This is a genomic window from Sphingomonas zeae, assembly GCF_014197135.1.
GTDB lineage: Bacteria > Pseudomonadota > Alphaproteobacteria > Sphingomonadales > Sphingomonadaceae > Sphingomonas > Sphingomonas zeae.
The window spans coordinates 152,745-169,148 of sequence record NZ_JACIFA010000008.1; the positions used below are offsets into that span (position 1 = coordinate 152,745).

At 66.5% G+C, this 16,404-nt stretch carries 17 protein-coding genes; 9 read left to right on the forward strand and 8 right to left on the reverse strand.

Annotated features, from left to right (window positions below; genetic code table 11):
* Positions 1-25 precede the first annotated feature (25 nt).
* A complete protein-coding gene (ispG, locus tag GGR45_RS13235; protein ID WP_175311228.1) occupies positions 26-1,153 on the forward strand; it encodes a flavodoxin-dependent (E)-4-hydroxy-3-methylbut-2-enyl-diphosphate synthase in 1,128 nt (375 codons plus the stop codon).
* A complete protein-coding gene (locus GGR45_RS13240) occupies positions 1,150-1,563 on the forward strand; it encodes an NUDIX domain-containing protein (RefSeq protein ID WP_175311229.1) in 414 nt (137 codons plus the stop codon). Before ispG ends, GGR45_RS13240 begins: the two co-directional genes overlap by 4 nt.
* Positions 1,564-1,695: 132 nt before the next feature.
* Here the strand turns inward: GGR45_RS13240 and GGR45_RS13245 are convergent, their stop codons facing one another.
* Positions 1,696-2,466, reverse strand: a complete 771-nt coding sequence (locus GGR45_RS13245) for a transporter (RefSeq protein WP_175311230.1) — start codon at positions 2,464-2,466, stop codon at positions 1,696-1,698.
* A 101-nt stretch (positions 2,467-2,567) separates the two neighbouring features.
* On the opposite strand from GGR45_RS13245, the gene GGR45_RS13250 reads away from it, so the two are divergent.
* Positions 2,568-3,464 (forward strand): DMT family transporter, encoded by an 897-nt coding sequence (locus tag GGR45_RS13250; RefSeq protein WP_175311231.1) that lies wholly within the window; start codon positions 2,568-2,570, stop codon positions 3,462-3,464.
* Positions 3,461-3,940, forward strand: a complete 480-nt coding sequence (locus GGR45_RS13255; RefSeq protein ID WP_285139045.1) for a GNAT family N-acetyltransferase — start codon at positions 3,461-3,463, stop codon at positions 3,938-3,940. Before GGR45_RS13250 ends, GGR45_RS13255 begins: the two co-directional genes overlap by 4 nt.
* 337 nt (positions 3,941-4,277) lie before the next feature.
* Here GGR45_RS13255 and ppa read toward each other — a convergent pair whose 3' ends face one another.
* The 4 genes from ppa to GGR45_RS13275 form a co-directional block, all read right to left on the reverse strand.
* Entirely contained in the window at positions 4,278-4,856 is a 579-nt protein-coding gene (ppa, locus tag GGR45_RS13260; protein ID WP_175311232.1) for an inorganic diphosphatase, read from the reverse strand.
* A 108-nt stretch (positions 4,857-4,964) separates the two neighbouring features.
* Positions 4,965-6,890, reverse strand: coding sequence for a M61 family metallopeptidase (locus GGR45_RS13265; RefSeq protein ID WP_175311233.1), 1,926 nt, complete (start codon positions 6,888-6,890; stop codon positions 4,965-4,967).
* 82 nt (positions 6,891-6,972) lie between these two features.
* On the reverse strand, positions 6,973-7,635 hold the full coding sequence (locus GGR45_RS13270) for a DUF1345 domain-containing protein (protein ID WP_175311234.1): 663 nt from the start codon (positions 7,633-7,635) through the stop codon (positions 6,973-6,975).
* Positions 7,636-7,848: 213 nt separating this feature from the next.
* Positions 7,849-8,070: a hypothetical protein gene (locus GGR45_RS13275; RefSeq protein WP_175311104.1), complete on the reverse strand. Its 222-nt coding sequence runs from the start codon at positions 8,068-8,070 to the stop codon at positions 7,849-7,851.
* Between GGR45_RS13275 and GGR45_RS13280 the strand changes: the two genes are divergently transcribed.
* The 5 genes from GGR45_RS13280 to GGR45_RS13305 all read left to right on the forward strand — a co-directional run bounded on the left by GGR45_RS13280 (position 8,069) and on the right by GGR45_RS13305 (position 13,111).
* A complete protein-coding gene (locus GGR45_RS13280) occupies positions 8,069-8,647 on the forward strand; it encodes a cysteine hydrolase family protein (protein ID WP_246358217.1) in 579 nt (192 codons plus the stop codon). The two genes, GGR45_RS13275 and GGR45_RS13280, sit on opposite strands and share 2 nt — an antisense overlap.
* Positions 8,648-8,695: 48 nt before the next feature.
* Positions 8,696-9,946, forward strand: coding sequence for a histidine--tRNA ligase (gene hisS / locus GGR45_RS13285; protein ID WP_175311235.1), 1,251 nt, complete (start codon positions 8,696-8,698; stop codon positions 9,944-9,946).
* Positions 9,943-11,016 carry a peptide chain release factor 1 gene (prfA, locus tag GGR45_RS13290; RefSeq protein WP_175311236.1) on the forward strand — a complete coding sequence of 358 codons (1,074 nt, stop codon included), beginning with the start codon at positions 9,943-9,945 and terminating at the stop codon, positions 11,014-11,016. Before hisS ends, prfA begins: the two co-directional genes overlap by 4 nt.
* Positions 11,017-11,217: 201 nt before the next feature.
* Positions 11,218-12,030, forward strand: a complete 813-nt coding sequence (prmC, locus tag GGR45_RS13295) for a peptide chain release factor N(5)-glutamine methyltransferase (protein ID WP_175311237.1) — start codon at positions 11,218-11,220, stop codon at positions 12,028-12,030.
* A 268-nt stretch (positions 12,031-12,298) separates the two neighbouring features.
* Positions 12,299-13,111 carry a DUF4167 domain-containing protein gene (locus tag GGR45_RS13305; RefSeq protein ID WP_175311238.1) on the forward strand — a complete coding sequence of 271 codons (813 nt, stop codon included), beginning with the start codon at positions 12,299-12,301 and terminating at the stop codon, positions 13,109-13,111.
* 63 nt (positions 13,112-13,174) lie between these two features.
* On the opposite strand, the gene GGR45_RS13310 is transcribed toward GGR45_RS13305, so the two are convergent.
* Genes GGR45_RS13310 through GGR45_RS13320 form a run of 3 tightly spaced genes read right to left on the reverse strand, consistent with a single transcriptional unit; the run spans position 13,175 to position 15,992 of the window.
* Positions 13,175-13,453, reverse strand: coding sequence for a hypothetical protein (locus tag GGR45_RS13310; protein ID WP_175311239.1), 279 nt, complete (start codon positions 13,451-13,453; stop codon positions 13,175-13,177).
* Between the two features lie 47 nt (positions 13,454-13,500).
* Positions 13,501-14,979, reverse strand: a complete 1,479-nt coding sequence (locus GGR45_RS13315) for an oligosaccharide flippase family protein (protein WP_175311240.1) — start codon at positions 14,977-14,979, stop codon at positions 13,501-13,503.
* Positions 14,976-15,992 (reverse strand): glycosyltransferase family 2 protein, encoded by a 1,017-nt coding sequence (locus tag GGR45_RS13320; RefSeq protein WP_175311241.1) that lies wholly within the window; start codon positions 15,990-15,992, stop codon positions 14,976-14,978. Before GGR45_RS13320 ends, GGR45_RS13315 begins: the two co-directional genes overlap by 4 nt.
* Positions 15,993-16,404: the final 412 nt, after the last annotated feature.

Below are 16,404 nucleotides of genomic sequence, written 5' to 3' on the forward strand. Positions count from 1 at the left end.
ACGCCGCGCGCGTATATAGGGGTCCATGTCCATTCGTCCCTGGCGAGATATCGTCCGCCGCCAAAGCCGTCAGATCATGGTGGGCAACGTGCCCGTGGGGGGCGACGCCCCCGTCACTGTGCAGACCATGACCAACACGCCGACCAGCGATCCGGTCGCCACGATCAACCAGATCCGGCGCTGCGAAGAGGCGGGGGCGGACATCATCCGCGTCTCCTGCCCCGACACCGATTCGACCGCCGCGCTGGCCAAGATCACCAAGGCGGCGCGGGTTCCCATCGTCGCGGACATCCATTTTCATTATAAGCGCGCGTTGGAAGCGGCCGATGCGGGCGCGGCGTGCCTGCGCATCAATCCGGGCAATATCGGATCGTCCGAGCGCGTCGCCGAAGTCGTCCGCGCCGCCAAGGCCAATGGCTGCGCCATCCGCATCGGCGTGAACGCCGGTAGCCTCGAAAAGGACCTGCTCGAAAAATATGGCGAGCCCTGTCCCGAGGCGCTGGTCGAATCGGCGCTCGACCATATCAAGCTGCTGCAGGATCACGATTTCCACGAATATAAGGTCGCGGTGAAGGCGTCGGACGTCTTTCTGGCGGTCGCCGCCTATCAGGGGCTGGCCGAGGCGACCGACTGCCCGCTGCATCTGGGCATCACCGAGGCGGGCGGGCTGATCGGCGGCACGGTCAAGTCCTCGATCGGCATCGGCTCGCTCCTCTGGTTCGGGATCGGCGACACGATCCGCGTCTCGCTCTCCGCCGAGCCGGAGGAAGAGGTGCGCGTCGGCTTCGAGATTCTGAAGGCGCTGGGCATCCGCAATCGTGGCGTGCGTGTCGTGTCCTGCCCATCCTGCGCGCGGCAGGGCTTCGACGTGATCCGCACCGTGCAAGTGCTGGAGGAACGGCTCCAGCATATCCGCACGCCCATGTCGCTGTCGGTGCTGGGCTGCGTCGTCAACGGTCCCGGCGAAGCGCGCGAGACCGATATCGGCGTGACCGGCGGCGGCAACGGCAAGCACATGGTCTATCTGTCGGGCCTGACCGACCACACGGTCGAGGATGCCGATATGGTCGAGCATATCGTCAAGCTGGTCGAGGCCAAGGCCGCCGAGCTGGAAGCCGCCGACGTGGCGAAGGCCGCGATCGCGGCGGAGTGACGTCCCCCATCATCCGCATCGCCGCCGCACTGATCGAGGACGGCGCGGGGCGATTGCTGCTGGTGCGCAAGGCGGGCACGTCCTGCTTCATGCAGGCGGGCGGCAAGATCGAGCCGGGCGAAGACCCCGCCGCCGCGCTGATCCGCGAATTGGACGAGGAAATCGGACTGCGCGTGGGCGTCGATGACCTGGGGCCGATCGGTTGCTTTTCGGCGGTGGCGGCCAATGAGCCGGGGCACCGGATCGACGCCACGGTCTTCCATCTGTGCAGCACCCACGCGCCAGTTCCGGCGGCGGAAATCGAGGAAGCGATCTGGATCGATGCCGGAACGGCGGAAACCCTGACGCTGGCGCCGCTCCTCCGCGAGCATATCCTGCCCTGGTATCGCCAGATGCTGGCGCATCCCTAAATCCTCCCCGGTACGGGGAGGTGGCAGGGCGCAGTCCTGACGGAGGGGGCGTGCCGCACAGGACGTCCTTTGCGGCACGCCCCCTCCACCACCGCTTTGCGGCGGTCCCCCTCCCCGTACCGGGGAGGATCATTACAACCGCAACCCCAGCCGCACCCCTGCGCCAACATCGGGTGCGCCCTTGCTGACCCCGGCGCTGCCTTGCACACCCAGCGACAGGCGCTGCGACAAAGCGGTGTCCAGCCCCGCGCCGATCTCCTGCCGGTCGGCGACCTGATCGCTGACCCGCGACGCGTAATTATACGAGACGCTGACCTCGCTCGCCTTGCCGATTCCGACCGCGACACCGCCGCGCGCGCTGGTCACGTCGCGCAAGCGATAGCCGTCCGGCTGGCCGACAAAGCTGTGGCCCACCGCCGCGAAAGGCGTGATCTTGCCCGGTACCGCCGCTTCCGCGACGACCGAGTAATCCGCCTTGCCGGTCCCCAGCCCGCGCGCGGCCGAGGCGGTCGGCAGTTTGGCGCTGCCGGTCAGCGCGAGGGCGAGGTGATGGCGACGCGGCGGGATCACCTGCACCGAGGCGCCGACCACCGCATCGCCCAGCCCCGAGCGCCTTTCGCGCGTCGCGGGGCGGGTGGGATCGGTAAAGATCGGCAGGCCCAGCGGCCCGCCCGGCGCGATGACATTACCCGGCGCGTCGACCCGTACCACCGGCAGCGCGGCGAAGACCGTCACCCGCTTGCGCTTGGCGCGGAGGGAAGCGGTAGAGCTGGCACTGCTGACCCGCTGACCGGTGCCGTATTTGCCCGAGGCATAGTCCGCGCCGACCGAGGCCGTGACCTGTGCGCTCGCGGGCGCTGCCACCAGCATGGCCAGACCCGTTGCGGCGATCCGCGTCTTCATACCCTTTGTCCCTTGGTGTCCTGTTCCCAAGGGGCAACGGATGCGGGGTGGGGTTTAATCCCAGCCATGACATTGGCACCTTACCCCGGTATCGCCGCGGCATGAGCGCGCGCACGTCCCCTGTCATCGCCTTTGGCGCCGCCGCGCTGGGCATTGCGATCTATTCGGTGATGGACACGCTGATGAAGCGGCTGTCGATCGACAGTGGCGCGTATAGCGCGGTGCTGTGGCGGTCCTGGGTCGGGGTGGCGATCACCGGCACTTTGTTCCTGGCCAGAGGCGGACGCTGGCCGGGGCGCGACGTGTTGATCCTGCACATCGCGCGAGGGGCGACCGGGGGCGCCTCGGTGCTGCTGTTCTTCTGGGGGCTGGCGCGGGTGCCGATGGCGCAGAGCATCGCGCTGACCTTTCTCTCGCCCTTGATGGCGCTGTTCCTCGCCGCGTTCATGCTGGGCGAGACGGTGCGGCGTGCCGCGATCCTGGGGTCCCTGATCGCCGGAATCGGCGTGCTGGTGATCGCGGGCGGCGAAGTGCAGGCCCAGGCCTCGACCGACGTCGTGCTGGGCTCGATCGCGATCCTGATCGCCTCGGTCCTCTATGCGGTCAGCCTGGTGCTGCTGCGGCGGCAGGCGCAGGCCGCAGGTCCGGCCGAAGTGGCGTTGTTCACCATGCTGGTCATCGCGGTGCTGATGACGCCCGCCGCGCCCTTCGTCTCGGGCTGGCCCGCCACCTATCAATGGCCCGCCATCGTGATCGCCGCCGCGCTGGGTAGCCTGTCGGCGCTGCTGCTCGCCTGGGCCTATGCGCGGGCCGAGGCGCAGATGCTGGCGCCGGTCGAATATACCGCCTTCGTCTGGGCGGCGTGCCTGGGCTATGCGGTGTTCGGCGAGCATGTCTCGCTGTTCACGCTCGCGGGGGCGGCGTTGATTATCGCGGGCTGCGTGGTGGCCGTGCGACGGCCGGTAGCGCCTGGACCACAGAGCGAGGCAGGATTGTGAGCATTACCCTCCGCGCGGCCGAACCGGCCGATACCGCTACCATCCTGGACTTCGTCCGCGAACTGGCGGCATTCGAGCGCGAGCCCGACGCGGTCGTCGCGACCGAGCCGATGCTGGCCGAGGCGCTGTTCGGCGTGCCTCCGGCGGCCGAAGCGGTGATCGCCGAGCGCGATGGCGTGCCGGTCGGCTTTGCGCTGTTCTTCGCCAATTTCTCGACCTGGACCGGGCGGCGCGGGCTGTATCTGGAGGATTTGTACGTCACGCCGTCGGCGCGCGGGGCCGGGGTGGGCAAGGCGCTGTTGATCCATCTGGCGGGGATCGCGCGCGATCGGGGCTGGGCGCGGTTCGAATGGTCGGTGCTGGACTGGAATACCCCTGCGGTGGAATTCTACCGCGCGATGGGGGCGCAGGCGATGGAGGAGTGGACGGTGCAGCGGGTTTCGGGTGAGGCTTTGGAGACGCTTGCGGGGCGGTAGTTGCAGGGTTCGCGCGGAGGCGCGGAGGACGCGGAGGTGTTGAACCTTGAGGCGTGCCTCATTCATCATCGGCTGATTGTTGAGAAATGTGGTCTGCGTCAGGCGAGCCACCTCCGCGTTCTCCGCGCCTCCGCGCGAACCCATCTTCTTAGCCGCCGCAGATCCCCCGCTCCGTTCAGCCTGAGTGAAGTCGAAGGCCAGGGGATGTCCTCTCCCCAAGCTCCGGGATGGCCCTCCCCCAACCCCTCCCGCCTGCGGGAGGGGAGAAAGAAGAGCAGAAAAAACGCCCCGGTGCTTGGTTAGCACCGAGGCGTTCCTTCAAACCTTCAACCTGAAATCAGGCGCGGCCGGGGACGTCGTGGTCGTGCGGCTCTTCGCCCTTGGCCTTGGCGTCCTCGTAGCGCTCGATCGCCTCGACGACGATGCGACGGGCTTCGTCACGGTCGCCCCAGGTGCCGATACGCACCCACTTCTTCTTCTCCAGATCCTTGTAATGGGTGAAGAAGTGCTCGATCTGCTGGAACACGATCTCGGGCAGGTCGTCGCGACCGCCGACATTCGAGTAATAAGGGAAGGTCGAGTCGACCGGCACGCAGACCAGCTTTTCGTCGCCACCGGCTTCGTCTTCCAGGTTCAGCACGGCGATCGGACGCGCGCGGACGACGCAGCCCGGGATGAACGGGGTGCGCGACACGACCAGCGCGTCGAGGGGGTCGCCGTCGGGGCTCAGCGTGTGCGGCACGAAGCCGTAATTCGCCGGATAGCGCATCGGGGTGTGCAGGATGCGGTCGACGAACAGCGCGCCGGACGCCTTGTCGAACTCATACTTCACGGGCTCGCCGCCGGTCGGGACCTCGATCACGACATTGATGTCATCGGGCGGGCTCTTGCCGACGGGGATAAGGTCGATGCGCATCGAATCGGTCTTTCTTGCCAATACCGGATGAGTTCCGGTGTAAAAACAATGGCGGGCGCGATAGCGCAACCCGCCATGGCGTGTCGATAGATGTCGGTTGGTTCGGGCTCAGCGCGCCGTCAACAGACGGTCCAGCCCGGTCTCGCCGGTGCCGACCTTTTGCAGACGCGGATAGCGTGGGCCGCCGGTATAGGCGATCGTCACCTCGCGGAACCGATCCTGGTTCTTTATCACCAACTTGACCGGCTTGGCTGGGTCCTTGGCAGCAAGGATCGCGGCCTTTAGCCGGTCGCCCGAATAGCTTTCGCCGTTCACCGCCTGGATTTGCGTGCCGACATCGATGCCCGCCTTGAATGCGGGACTGTCCCAAATTGAACTGGTCACTTCGCCGCTGTTCGATACCGACAGGCCCAGCGAATAGGTGACGTTGGTGCTGCCCTTTTCACCCTGTTTGAAGGTCGGGGTCGGCGTATCGGTATAGACCAGCTTGTAGCCGTTCATCGCAAAGCCGTTGATCGGCGCGGGCTTGCCCGTCTCGGTGATACGCTGACGGAGGAAACCGGCCCAGTCATAGGGGACGATCTTGTTCAGCGTGTCGGCGACATCCTCGAAGGTGTAGGTCACTTCGCCCCAGTCGCCGTTGCGGATGCCGAAAAACGCCTTGGCGAAATCGTCGAGCGACTTGGCGCCGTTCGACTTCTGGCGGAGCATCGCGTCGACCTCCATCCAGACCATCAGGCCTTCATTGTAATAATCCTCCGACCGCTGCCAGCTGGTCCAGCCCTTGGGCTTGCGCGAGGAGATGATCGGGTCGTTGGTGGTGTCGACCAAATTGCGCCACTGACGCGCGGGCGCGGTGTCGTAGATGGCGAGGATCGAGGCATATTGGTCCAGCGTATCCTGCTTCGAGACCATGCCCGAACGCGCCTGAAGCACATAGCCCCAGAATTGCGTCTGGCCTTCATAGACCCAAAGCAGCGAGTCGCGCATCGGCGTGCGGAAATCGGGGGTCCACAGGTCGGCGCCGCGCCGGAACTTGCCGTCCCAGCTATGGGTGAATTCATGCGGCAGCAGGTTGCGGCGGCCCGGCCCGGCATCCCATTCGGTGAAATAGCCCGGCGTCACGCCGTTTTCGGACGAGCGGTGATGCTCCAGACCGATGCCGCCCAGCTGGTCGCTGATCGACAGCAGGAATTCGTAATGGTCGTAATGCTGCGCGCCGAAGGTCTTGACCGCCTGGTCGACCAGCCGCTGGTGCGCGGCAATCTGTTCGGGCTTGGCGTTCAGCTCGGCGGCGCTGTCGGCGAAGACGTTCAGCTTCACCTGGGGCGAGAGCGGAAAGACCTTGCCATATTTGCCCGCCAGCACCGGGGAATCGACCAGGATCTCGTAATTGGTCGTGTCATAGGTATAGGTCGAACCCGACGCCTTGGCCGGGACCGCGCCCGCCGCCGTCCAGCCGGTTGGGAAGATCGCGGTCATCTGGATCGGGATCTGGCGGGTATAGTAACCGGCCGGATAGAGGCTGACCGAATTGGGTTGCAGCGAGATCATCGTCGGGGTGACCGCGATGCGGCCCTGGTCGGGCTTGGTCGCCGACAGGAACTGGAACTCCAGGTCGAGCTGCCGGGCGCCCGACGGCACGTCGATGTGGAAGGCGAAGACATCGACCGGGTCGCGCGTCCAGGGGAGGACGCGGCCGTTCGCCTTGATGACCAGGCCCGCCAGCTTTTCGATCTCACCGCGCGGATTGTGCGCGCCGGGCAGCCATTTGGGGAAGAGCAGCGCCATCGGCCCCGCCTTGGCGACGGGGATGGTCTCCTTGACGCGGAAGATGCCGCGATCGGTATCGGTGGCATCGACGATCAGCTTGATCGTGCCCGGATAGGAGGTGTCGACCGCGTCGGGGATGGTGTTGACGAAGGGCGCCTGGGCGGCGGGTGCGGAGTTGCCCGGCGGGACCTGGGCGACGGCGGCAGCGGAGGAGGCGAGCAGCGAGGCGACGAGCACGGAACGAAGCGAATGGCGGATCATGAAGGGCCTTTTGCGGCGACGAGGAAATGGCGGCAGGTTAGGCACCCGATAGGCCAGTCGTCCAGGCCTTTTCGGGTTGCCCTCAACCCGACCCCCCGCCCAACACATTGACGGTAAAGGCAATGACACCCAGGTTGAAGATGAACGCCGCCAGGCACTGGCCGGTGACCACGCGGCGCACCCGGCGCGAGGCGATTGACACGTCCGACGTCTGGAACGTCATGCCCAGCGTCACCGAGAAATAGAGGAAATCCCAATAATCCGGCTCGGCGGTGTCGGGGAATTGCAGGCCGCCCGCATCGCCCTTGTCGCCTGCGCTGTAGAACAGATGCGCATAGTGCAGCGCATAGACAATGTTGGAGAACAGCCAGGCCAGGATCAGCGTGCCGACGACCAGCGCGATGGTGACGATGCTGCTCCGCCCGCGCAACTCGCCGCCCACCGCGACCAGGACGACGAACAGCACGATCCCGCAAAACACCAGCAACACGGCGCGATTGGCATCGTTGCGCGCGGCGCGCGCCCGCATCTTCGCGGCCTGCCCCTGTTTGAGGAGCGGCACCAGCGAGGCGAGAAAGAGGAGGGCGGCCAGGTCGAACCCCGCCAATATCCCCCGTGTCATCCCAAAGCGCGGACACAGCACCGCGCTCGCCGCGACGAGGATCAGCCCGAAAGCCAGGAATCGCGGCGGCGCGATCCGGTCGCCGATACGAGTTTGCAGGCGCTGCCAGCGGGTGATGGTCATGGATAGGGATGTACGCGCGCGGGGGCGGGTCTGGCTATGGGGCGGTAAGCCGCGATCCATAGGCGCTGGCCAAATGGATCATATAGTCCGGCAGGTGCACGCCCCCGGCGCGCCAATCCATCACGACCTTGGCGGGCACCATGGGCGAAAGGGACAGCAGGAAAAGGATCAGCGCCTTTCGCTGCCCCGATTCCGAAGCGCGTGACCCGGAGATCAAAGGCGTTGCAGCGTTCCCCTATCAGCGTTGCGGGCTCGCCAGCCATCGATGAAGAAGGCGCGGGCCATCTCTGTCTTTTGCCGGGCATAATTTTCGACCCTTGGCTCTCCTTCGGTCATCCCAGGCGGTCTTGCCACAAAGAAAGCGGGGTCGTGGCGCATGAAGATATTATGATATGTCAGGGTCTTGTTGCCTGGGATGTGGCAATGTTCGGCCATGGATCCTGCCCCCCACCACACCGCCCTCCTCATCATCGATATGATCAACGACCTCGACTTCGAGGGCGGGGAGGATTTGCGTGAACCGGCCGAGGCGGCGGCGCGGCGGATCGTGAAGTTGCGGGCTGCGGCGGACGAGGCCGGGGTGCCGGTGATCTACGTCAATGACAATTTCGGCCATTGGCATTCCGAACGCTCCTCGATCGTCGACCATTGCGACCGCGAAGATAGTCCCGGCCGTGCGCTGATCGCCGCACTTCGGCCGCGCGACAGCGATTACTTTATCGTGAAACCGCAATTTTCGGGCTTTTACGCGACCAACCTGCCGGTGCTGCTGCCGCAATTGGGCGTGTCCCGCGTGATCCTGACCGGGGTTGCGGCCGACATCTGCGTGCTGTTCACGGCCGCCGATGCGCATATGCGCGAATATGACCTGTGGGTGCCCGGCGATACCGTTGCGAGCGAAAGCGACGCGCATCGTCGCTGGGCGCTGGAGATCATGCAGCACAGCATGTGCGCCGAGACCCGCCCCACCGACGAACTGCCGTTGACGGACTGGCTGTCCCGAACCGATTGATCGCACTCTAGCGCGAGGGGCTTCGCTACCTTAGATAGCGCCACCTCTATGGCACGGATCGAAACCCCCAAGCGCGTGCGCGGCACGCAGGACATCTTCGGCGATGAGCAGCGTCGCTTTGCGCACGTTCTGCGGACGTTCGAGCGTGTGCACGGCCTCTACGCCTTTCAGCGGCTCGACCTGCCGGTGTTCGAGGATACGCAGGTCTTCGCCCGCTCGATCGGCGAGACGACCGATGTCGTGTCGAAGGAGATGTACACCTTCCCCGATCGCGGCGGCGACCTGCTGACCCTGCGCCCCGAATTCACGGCCGGGATCGCGCGCGCCTATCTGACCGAGGGGTGGCAGCAATATGCGCCCTTGAAGCTCGCGACCTCGGGCGCGGTGTTCCGCTATGAGCGCCCGCAAAAGGGGCGGTATCGCCAGTTTCACCAGATCGACGCCGAAATCCTGGGCGCGGCCGAACCGGCGGCGGATGTCGAGTTGCTGGTGATGGCCGACCAGTTGCTAAGCGAACTGGGCATCGCCGAGGGTGTGACGCTCCAGCTCAACACGCTGGGCGATGCCGAGACGCGTGACGCCTGGCGCGACGCGCTGGTCGCGCATTTCGAGGCGCACCGCGACCAGCTGTCCGAGGACAGTCTGGTGCGGCTGGAGAAGAATCCGCTGCGCATCCTCGACTCCAAAGACCCGCGCGACCGGCCGATCGCCGATGCCGCGCCCGATATCGACGCCTATCTGACACCCGAGGCACGCGCCTTTTTCGAGGCGGTGACGGCGGGGCTGGATGCGGCGGGCGTCGCCTGGACGCGCAATGCGCGGCTGGTGCGGGGGCTCGATTATTATCGCCACACCGCGTTCGAGTTCGTGACCGACCGGCTGGGTTCGCAAGGGACCGTGCTGGCGGGTGGCCGTTATGACGGGCTGATCGAGTCGCTGGGCGGTCCCGCCACGGCGGGCGTGGGCTGGGCGGCCGGGGTCGAGCGGCTGGCGATGCTGCTGGATGAGCCGGCCAGGCAAACCATCGACGCGGTCGTGGTGCCGATGGGCGCGGCGGCGGAGTTGCGCGCGACCGGCCTCGTCGCCGAGCTGCGCCGCGCCGGGCTGTCGGTCGACATGGCCTATAAGGGCAATATGAAGCGCCGGATGCAAAAGGCCGATGCGCAAGGCGCGCGCCATGCGATCATCCTGGGCGATGACGAACTGGCGGCGGGCGTCGCGGCGGTGAAGGTCTTGGCCGACGGCACCCAGACTCAGGTTGCACTGGCCGAACTGGCGGGAGCGCTGGCGCGCGCATGAAGACCATCTCCGCCGAGCGCATCGCGCAGATCGAGGCGCGACGCGACGAATTGCAGGCGATGATGGCGACTGGCGACCTGCCGTCGGATCGCTTCGTCGCGGTGTCGAAGGAATATGCCGAGCTGGAGCCGGTCGCCAACGCCGCCGCCGAGGTGCGCCGGTTGCGGCAGGAGGCCGACAGCCTGACCTATATGACGCAGGACGGCGACGACGAACTGCGCGAGCTGGCGGCGGAGGAGTTGCACGCCAACCGCAATGCGCTGGCCGAGGCGGATCGCCACCTCGCGCTGGCGCTGCTGCCCCGCGACGCCGCCGACGAGCGCGCCGCGATGCTGGAAATCCGCGCCGGGACGGGCGGCGACGAGGCGGCTTTGTTCGCGGGCGACCTGTTCCGCATGTACCAGCGTTATGCCGAGCGGCAGGGCTGGCGGGTGGAGGTCATTTCCGCCTCGGTCCCCGACACGGGGGGCTATAAGGAAGTCGTCGCCTCGGTCGCGGGCGCGGGCGTCTTCGCCAAGCTGAAGTTCGAATCAGGCGTTCACCGGGTTCAACGCGTCCCCGTCACCGAGTCGGGCGGGCGCATCCACACCTCGGCGGCGACCGTCGCGGTGCTGCCGGAAGCGGAGGAGGTCGACCTTCAGATCGACGACAAGGATCTGCGCATCGACATCTATCGTTCGTCGGGCGCGGGCGGGCAGCACGTCAACACCACCGACTCGGCGATCCGTATCACTCATATCCCGACCGGCCTGGTCGTAATCCAGCAGGACGAGCGCTCGCAGCACAAGAATCGCGCCAAGGCGATGAAGGTGCTGCGGACCCGGCTATACGAGGCCGAGCGCGAGCGTCTGGCGGCGGAACGGGCGGGGACGCGGCGCTCGATGGTGGGTTCTGGCGACCGGTCGGAGCGGATTCGGACGTATAATTTCCCACAGGGGCGCGTGACCGACCACCGGATCAACCTGACCCTCCACCGCCTGCCGGAGATTCTGGAGGGCGAACTGGACGAACTGATCGGCGCGCTGCTGGCGGAGGATGAGGCCGAACGGCTCGCCGCGCTCGATGGGTGAGGGCGTGCGCGACGCGATCGAAGAGGTTCGCGCGGAGACGCGGAGACGCGGAGCGGTCCAGCCTGCTGCGCCGCAGGTCCGCTATCTCGCTTGGTTGGTGACGCCCAAGCATTGCCCCATGCGGGACATCTCCGCGCCTCCGCGCCTCCGCGCGAACCACTTTTGGCCAAATTTCGGCATTCGCCGGGTTGAGACGGCGGCGTGACCGACGCCCGCACCGCACTTGCACAAGCTGCCGAGCGTTTCGCCTTCTCCCCCACCGCGCGGTTCGACGCCGAACTGCTGCTGGCCCACGCCCTGGGGATCGAGCGCAACGCCCTGCTGCTCGACCTGACCCGGCCCGTCCCCGACGCCTTCTGGCCGCTGGTCGAGCGCCGCGAGCGCCAAGAGCCGGTCGCCTATATCACCGGCACGCGCGGCTTCTGGACGTTGGACCTGATGGTCGGTCCCGGTGCGCTGGTGCCCCGCGTGGACAGCGAGACGCTGATCGATGCGGCGCTCCGGCACTTCAAGGGGCGTCCGCCCGCCACGCTGCTCGACCTCGGCACCGGGCCGGGCACGCTGTTGCTGGCGCTGCTCGACGAGTGGCGCGGGACGAAGGGGCTGGGCGTCGACCGCTCGGCGGAGGCGCTGGGCTATGCCGTCGCCAATGCCGCGGCCTGCGGGTTGGCCGACCGCGCGCATTTCGTGCGCGGCGACTGGGCGACGGCGCTGACGGGGCCGTTCGACTGCATCGTCACCAACCCGCCCTATATCGGAACGGCCGAGCCGCTCTCGCCCGAGGTGCGCGATTACGAACCCGGAACCGCGCTGTTCGCCGGGCCGGACGGGCTGGACGATTACCGCCTGCTCGCCCCCGAATTGCGCCGCCTGCTGGCGCCCGGCGGGGCGGCGGTGGTCGAGATCGGGCATGAACAGGCGGAGGCGGTGACGACGCTTCTGACGATGCAGGATTTCACCGTCACCCTGCACCGCGACCTGGGCGGACGGCCCCGCGCGCTTCTCGCGCATTGAACATTCGCCGCTCATGCCCCATATTTCACTTGAAGGACCCTGGCTTATCCCGCTAGAGCGGGGGCAGGGGCACGCGAACATCGGCACTCTTACCGTTTCTTCGGGGTCGTTGATTTCGGACCGATGCCCATATCCTTCGTCATGCAGTCGCTGCTGTCCGGCGGCCGTGGCAAGCGCCTTACGGGGCGCGAGAGCTTCGCATCGTGCGACACGCGCGCGGTGCCGGGAAAAGTGGACCTTGTTGGTTTGACGACTAAGGACGAACAGCTTGATCAATAATCGGCAGGCCGGCCGCCGTCGCGGTCGTGGCGGCAACAATAATGGTGGGCAGCGTCCGGGTGGCAATCCCGGCCGTCCCGACAACGGCAATCGCATCGACAACCGCGCGCGCGGCAACGCCAACCAGCTGTACGAGAAGTACAAGAATCTGGCGGCCGAGGCGCAGCGTCAGGGCGACCGGGTCAACACCGAATATTATTGGCAGTTCGCCGATCACTATTTCCGCGTGCTGAGCGAAACCCGCTCGCGCTTCGAGGAGCAGAATCAGCGCCGCCAGCGCGAGGAACCGCGCGACGACCAATATGACGACGGCTTCGACAACGATGCCGAGGATTATGGCGACGAGGGCGATCCCATCCGTCCCGGCGAGCAGCAGGGCGAGGTCGAGCAGCCGCGCCGTGAGCGCCAGCCGCGCGAAACCTATGCGCGCGACAACCAGCAGCGCGACGAGCGTCCCCGCCGCGATCGCGACGATCGCCCGCGCCGCGAACCGCGCGAGGATCGTCGCCCAATGCGCGCCGAACAGCCGCCCGTCGCGGCCGAGGACGTGCAGCCGGTCGTGACCACCGAGGTCGCCGCCGCGCCGCAGGCCGAAGAGGAAGCCCCCCGTCGTCGCGGTCGTCCGCGTCGCGAGCGCCCCGCCGAAGTGCAGGACGCGGGCGAACAGACCGGCTTCGACGCCGACCGTCTGCCCCCGGCGCTCAGCGCGGCGCCTGAGGCGGAAGCGGTGGCCGAGGAGAAGCCCCGTCGTCGTCGCGTCCGCGCGGCAGCCCCGGTGGAGCCGGAGGCTGCGGCAGGCTGATCGGCCCCCACGCTTTCGATCGATAAAGGACCGGCTTCCGCGACACTTGCGGGGGCCGGTTTTTTATGGCCGCCGGTCGACATCCTCGTCATGCCCGGTCCCCGAGCTGAGGAACACCAACCCCATCAGCGCGCCGGTCAGCATCACCATGCCGCCGATCCCGCCGATCACGCCCAGCATCGTTGCCCAGTTGAGCGGGCCGTAAACCTCGGCCAGCGCGATCATCGAACCGCCGACCGCGACGGCCGCGGCGACCGTCATCCAGGCCATCAACGTGCGGAACCGCGCCCAGGCAAAGGCCGCCTGCTCGGGATCATCGAGTCCGGGTGGGGGAGGGGACATGGCGCCGACTATGCGCACCGCGCCGTCGCTCGGCAAGCGGGGCGGGGTCAGCCCGCGCGACGGAACCGCCCGACCGTCAGCTTGGCCAGGATGCCCCCGGCGATCGCATCGATCTCCCGCCGGATCGGATGGCGCACCGCATAGACGACCGCCAGCCAGGCCAGCCCACCTGCCGCCGCGCTCAGGCTCAGCAGCGTGAAGCCGACCGCTTCGGGCCTCGCGACCCAGCGATAGATAGCAAGCAGCGGCGCGATCGTCGCCAGCGTCGCGAGCAGGCTCTGAACATAGATGATCAGCATTCCGCGCCATGCAAAGCCGGTCAGCGGCTTCATCAATGCGGCATAGAGCAGGAACCACGCGATCCCATAGCCGATGCGCGAGATCGCCGCCCATTCCAGGCTGACCGTCGCGCCCAGGATCAGCAGCCCGATCGAGGCGATCGTGTCTAGCGCGTTGACGACGATCAGCCGCCGGATGTGTCCGAGCAGGATGGGCAGCTCGAAATGCAGCGGCACGGCGGCGAAGAACAATTGTCCCAGCGCGATCCAGGTCAGCAGCGGCGCCACCCCCGCCCAGCGCGGGCCATAGAGCATCAGCACGATCGGCGTCGCGGCGGTGGCGAGAAAGGTCATGGCGGGCCAGGTCACGCCGCTATAGGCCGCGACGACTCTCTGATAGGGCGCGGCCAGATCGGCGCCCGCATCGCGTAGCCGGGCGAAGGCGGGATAGAAGACGCCGTCGACCGCGCCGCTGACCAGCATCTGCAACTGTGCGCCCAGGCTGGAGGCGCGGCTGTACAGACCGACCGCGGTCAGGGTCAGGATACGCCCGATGACCAGCTCGGGGCTGCGCGAGCTGATCGCGTCGCTGATATACAGAAGCGAGCTGTTCGACCCGAAGCGCAGGATCGGGCCAATCCCCTTCAGGCTGGGCGGGAAGGGCGGCCTGATGCCCGATCGCCACTGGCCGATCACCGCGCGCGCCGCCTGTTGCGCGACCGAGGCCCAGGCCAGTGCGAAGGCCGAATAGCCGGCCCAGGCCAGCGCGAGCGAAAACACCGCATTGATCACCGCCGCGCCCACGCTGGTCAGGAAGATGGAATAATAGTCCATCCGCCGCTGCAGCATCGCGCCCGGCACGATGCCGAAGGGCACGATCAGATAGGAGGCGGCGATGATGGCGAGCAGCGGGGTCAGCCGCACATTGCCGTAGAAGCGCGCTACCGGCCAGGCGAGCGCCAGGATGATGAGGCCGATTCCCAGCGCAAAGATCAGCGACACCGAGAAGCATGTCCGCAACTGATCTTCGGTCAGATCGCGCTCGCCCGCGACGAAGCGCCGGATGCCGAAATCCTGGAGCGCGGAGACCAGCATCGCGGCGGACAGGGCGATCGAATACAGCCCCATCTCGGATGGGCTCAGGAAGAAGCGCGAAATCACCACGCTGACCACGAACTGGATCGCAAAGGCGATATATTGCCCCCCGATCGACCAGAGCGCGGCGCCGCGAACCGACGAGCCGCTCATCGTCGGATCCGATGATGGGTCAGAAGACCGGCAAGCCGTATCGCGGCAGCGCCATGGTTGTTGCGGACCAGCCGGGCCACCGCGCGCCACAGGCCGGGAATGGGTTCGCGACGTTCCTGACGCATGTCCTCCAGATGCGCGGCGATCCAGGACAGCCCCTCTCCGGCCAGCGCATCGGGGGCATGTAATATGCCGCGTACCACTTCGGCGCGCACCTCCTGCGCGATGCCTGGTCGCCCGAATAGAGTATCGAGCATCTCGATCGGAGGTAAGCTTGTCCATTCGTCCGAAGGATCGCGGCGCCCGCTCGCCCGCTCCCTATGGGCGAGTCGCGCGACAGCCACGCCGTAACGCTGGGTCAGCACATGCCGGTACGACACCTGCGTTGTCGAATAGCGATAGAGGTGCAGGCGCTGGGGCAGATTGGCCATCCGCGTCCGCTCGGACAGCCGCAACCACAGATCATAATCCTCGCTGTGGCGATAGGCGGGCCGATAACCCCCGACCGCCTCCAGCAAGTCGCGGCGCATCATGACCGAAGGGTGGCAGAGGGGAGAGCCCGTCGGTAGCGCAGCCGAGATCGTCTCGGACGATAAAGGATGATCGACCGTCCGGTCGGCTCGCCGCTCACCATGTTCATCAATGGTCCAGATCTGGGTGCCGACGACGCCATGATCCGCGTTCGTATCCAGAAGCGCCACCTGCCGGGCGAAGCGCTCGGGCAGGGCGATGTCATCGCCATCCATCCGCGCGATATAGGCCCCGCGCGCCGTGGCGATGATATGGTTCAGACTCGCCACCAGCCCCTGATTCGACTGGTGGATCACGCGAATGCGCGGATCGATGGCGGCATATCGGTCGATAATGGCGGGGGACAGGTCGGTCGATCCGTCGTCGACGATCACCAGTTCGAAATCGCCAAAGCTCTGCGCAAGGATACTCTCCAACGCCTGCGCCAGATAGGGGGCATTGTTATACACGCTCAGGGCGACAGTGATGCGGGGCGACGTCATGCTCGTATCACTCATTCCTTCGCACGCCGTCCCTAAGAAGGCCTTACTTGCGGCCACGCCTAGGCCGGATTCTCGACGATGCCAAAGGTTCCCCCGGTTTCCGGTCGTTGAGACGGGCTTAAACCTTGAACCAAAAGGATTTTCGAAATTTTGCAGAAAAAAGGCACTTTTCGTGTTGACGGTTTGGGGTGAGCCCGCCTAGAGGGGTTTCACCGCGACGGAGCGGGCCGCTACGGCGGCTTCGGGGTCTGCGGTACTGGCATTGAGATGCTGGCGCGCTGAGTTTCTAGGCCGAAAGGTTTAGGGGCGGGAGATGCGCCGGTATTTGTTGTCGGGCTCTTTGACATTGTGATTGAGATGAAGGGACATGCGGGCGGCGGCTTGGCGGTTACCTGCGCATTCAAGGTGCGTG

Coding starts and splice junctions, on each gene's coding strand:
- ispG (WP_175311228.1), top strand. CDS start 26: ATGTCCATTCGTCCCTGGCGAGATATCGTCCGCCGCCAAAGCCGTCAG.
- GGR45_RS13245 (WP_175311230.1), bottom strand. CDS start 2,466: ATGAAGACGCGGATCGCCGCAACGGGTCTGGCCATGCTGGTGGCAGCG.
- GGR45_RS13250 (WP_175311231.1), top strand. CDS start 2,568: ATGAGCGCGCGCACGTCCCCTGTCATCGCCTTTGGCGCCGCCGCGCTG.
- ppa (WP_175311232.1), bottom strand. CDS start 4,856: ATGCGCATCGACCTTATCCCCGTCGGCAAGAGCCCGCCCGATGACATC.
- GGR45_RS13265 (WP_175311233.1), bottom strand. CDS start 6,890: ATGATCCGCCATTCGCTTCGTTCCGTGCTCGTCGCCTCGCTGCTCGCC.
- GGR45_RS13270 (WP_175311234.1), bottom strand. CDS start 7,635: ATGACCATCACCCGCTGGCAGCGCCTGCAAACTCGTATCGGCGACCGG.
- GGR45_RS13280 (WP_246358217.1), top strand. CDS start 8,069: ATGGATCCTGCCCCCCACCACACCGCCCTCCTCATCATCGATATGATC.
- GGR45_RS13275 (WP_175311104.1), bottom strand. CDS start 8,070: ATGGCCGAACATTGCCACATCCCAGGCAACAAGACCCTGACATATCAT.
- hisS (WP_175311235.1), top strand. CDS start 8,696: ATGGCACGGATCGAAACCCCCAAGCGCGTGCGCGGCACGCAGGACATC.
- prfA (WP_175311236.1), top strand. CDS start 9,943: ATGAAGACCATCTCCGCCGAGCGCATCGCGCAGATCGAGGCGCGACGC.
- GGR45_RS13310 (WP_175311239.1), bottom strand. CDS start 13,453: ATGTCCCCTCCCCCACCCGGACTCGATGATCCCGAGCAGGCGGCCTTT.
- GGR45_RS13315 (WP_175311240.1), bottom strand. CDS start 14,979: ATGAGCGGCTCGTCGGTTCGCGGCGCCGCGCTCTGGTCGATCGGGGGG.
- GGR45_RS13320 (WP_175311241.1), bottom strand. CDS start 15,992: ATGACGTCGCCCCGCATCACTGTCGCCCTGAGCGTGTATAACAATGCC.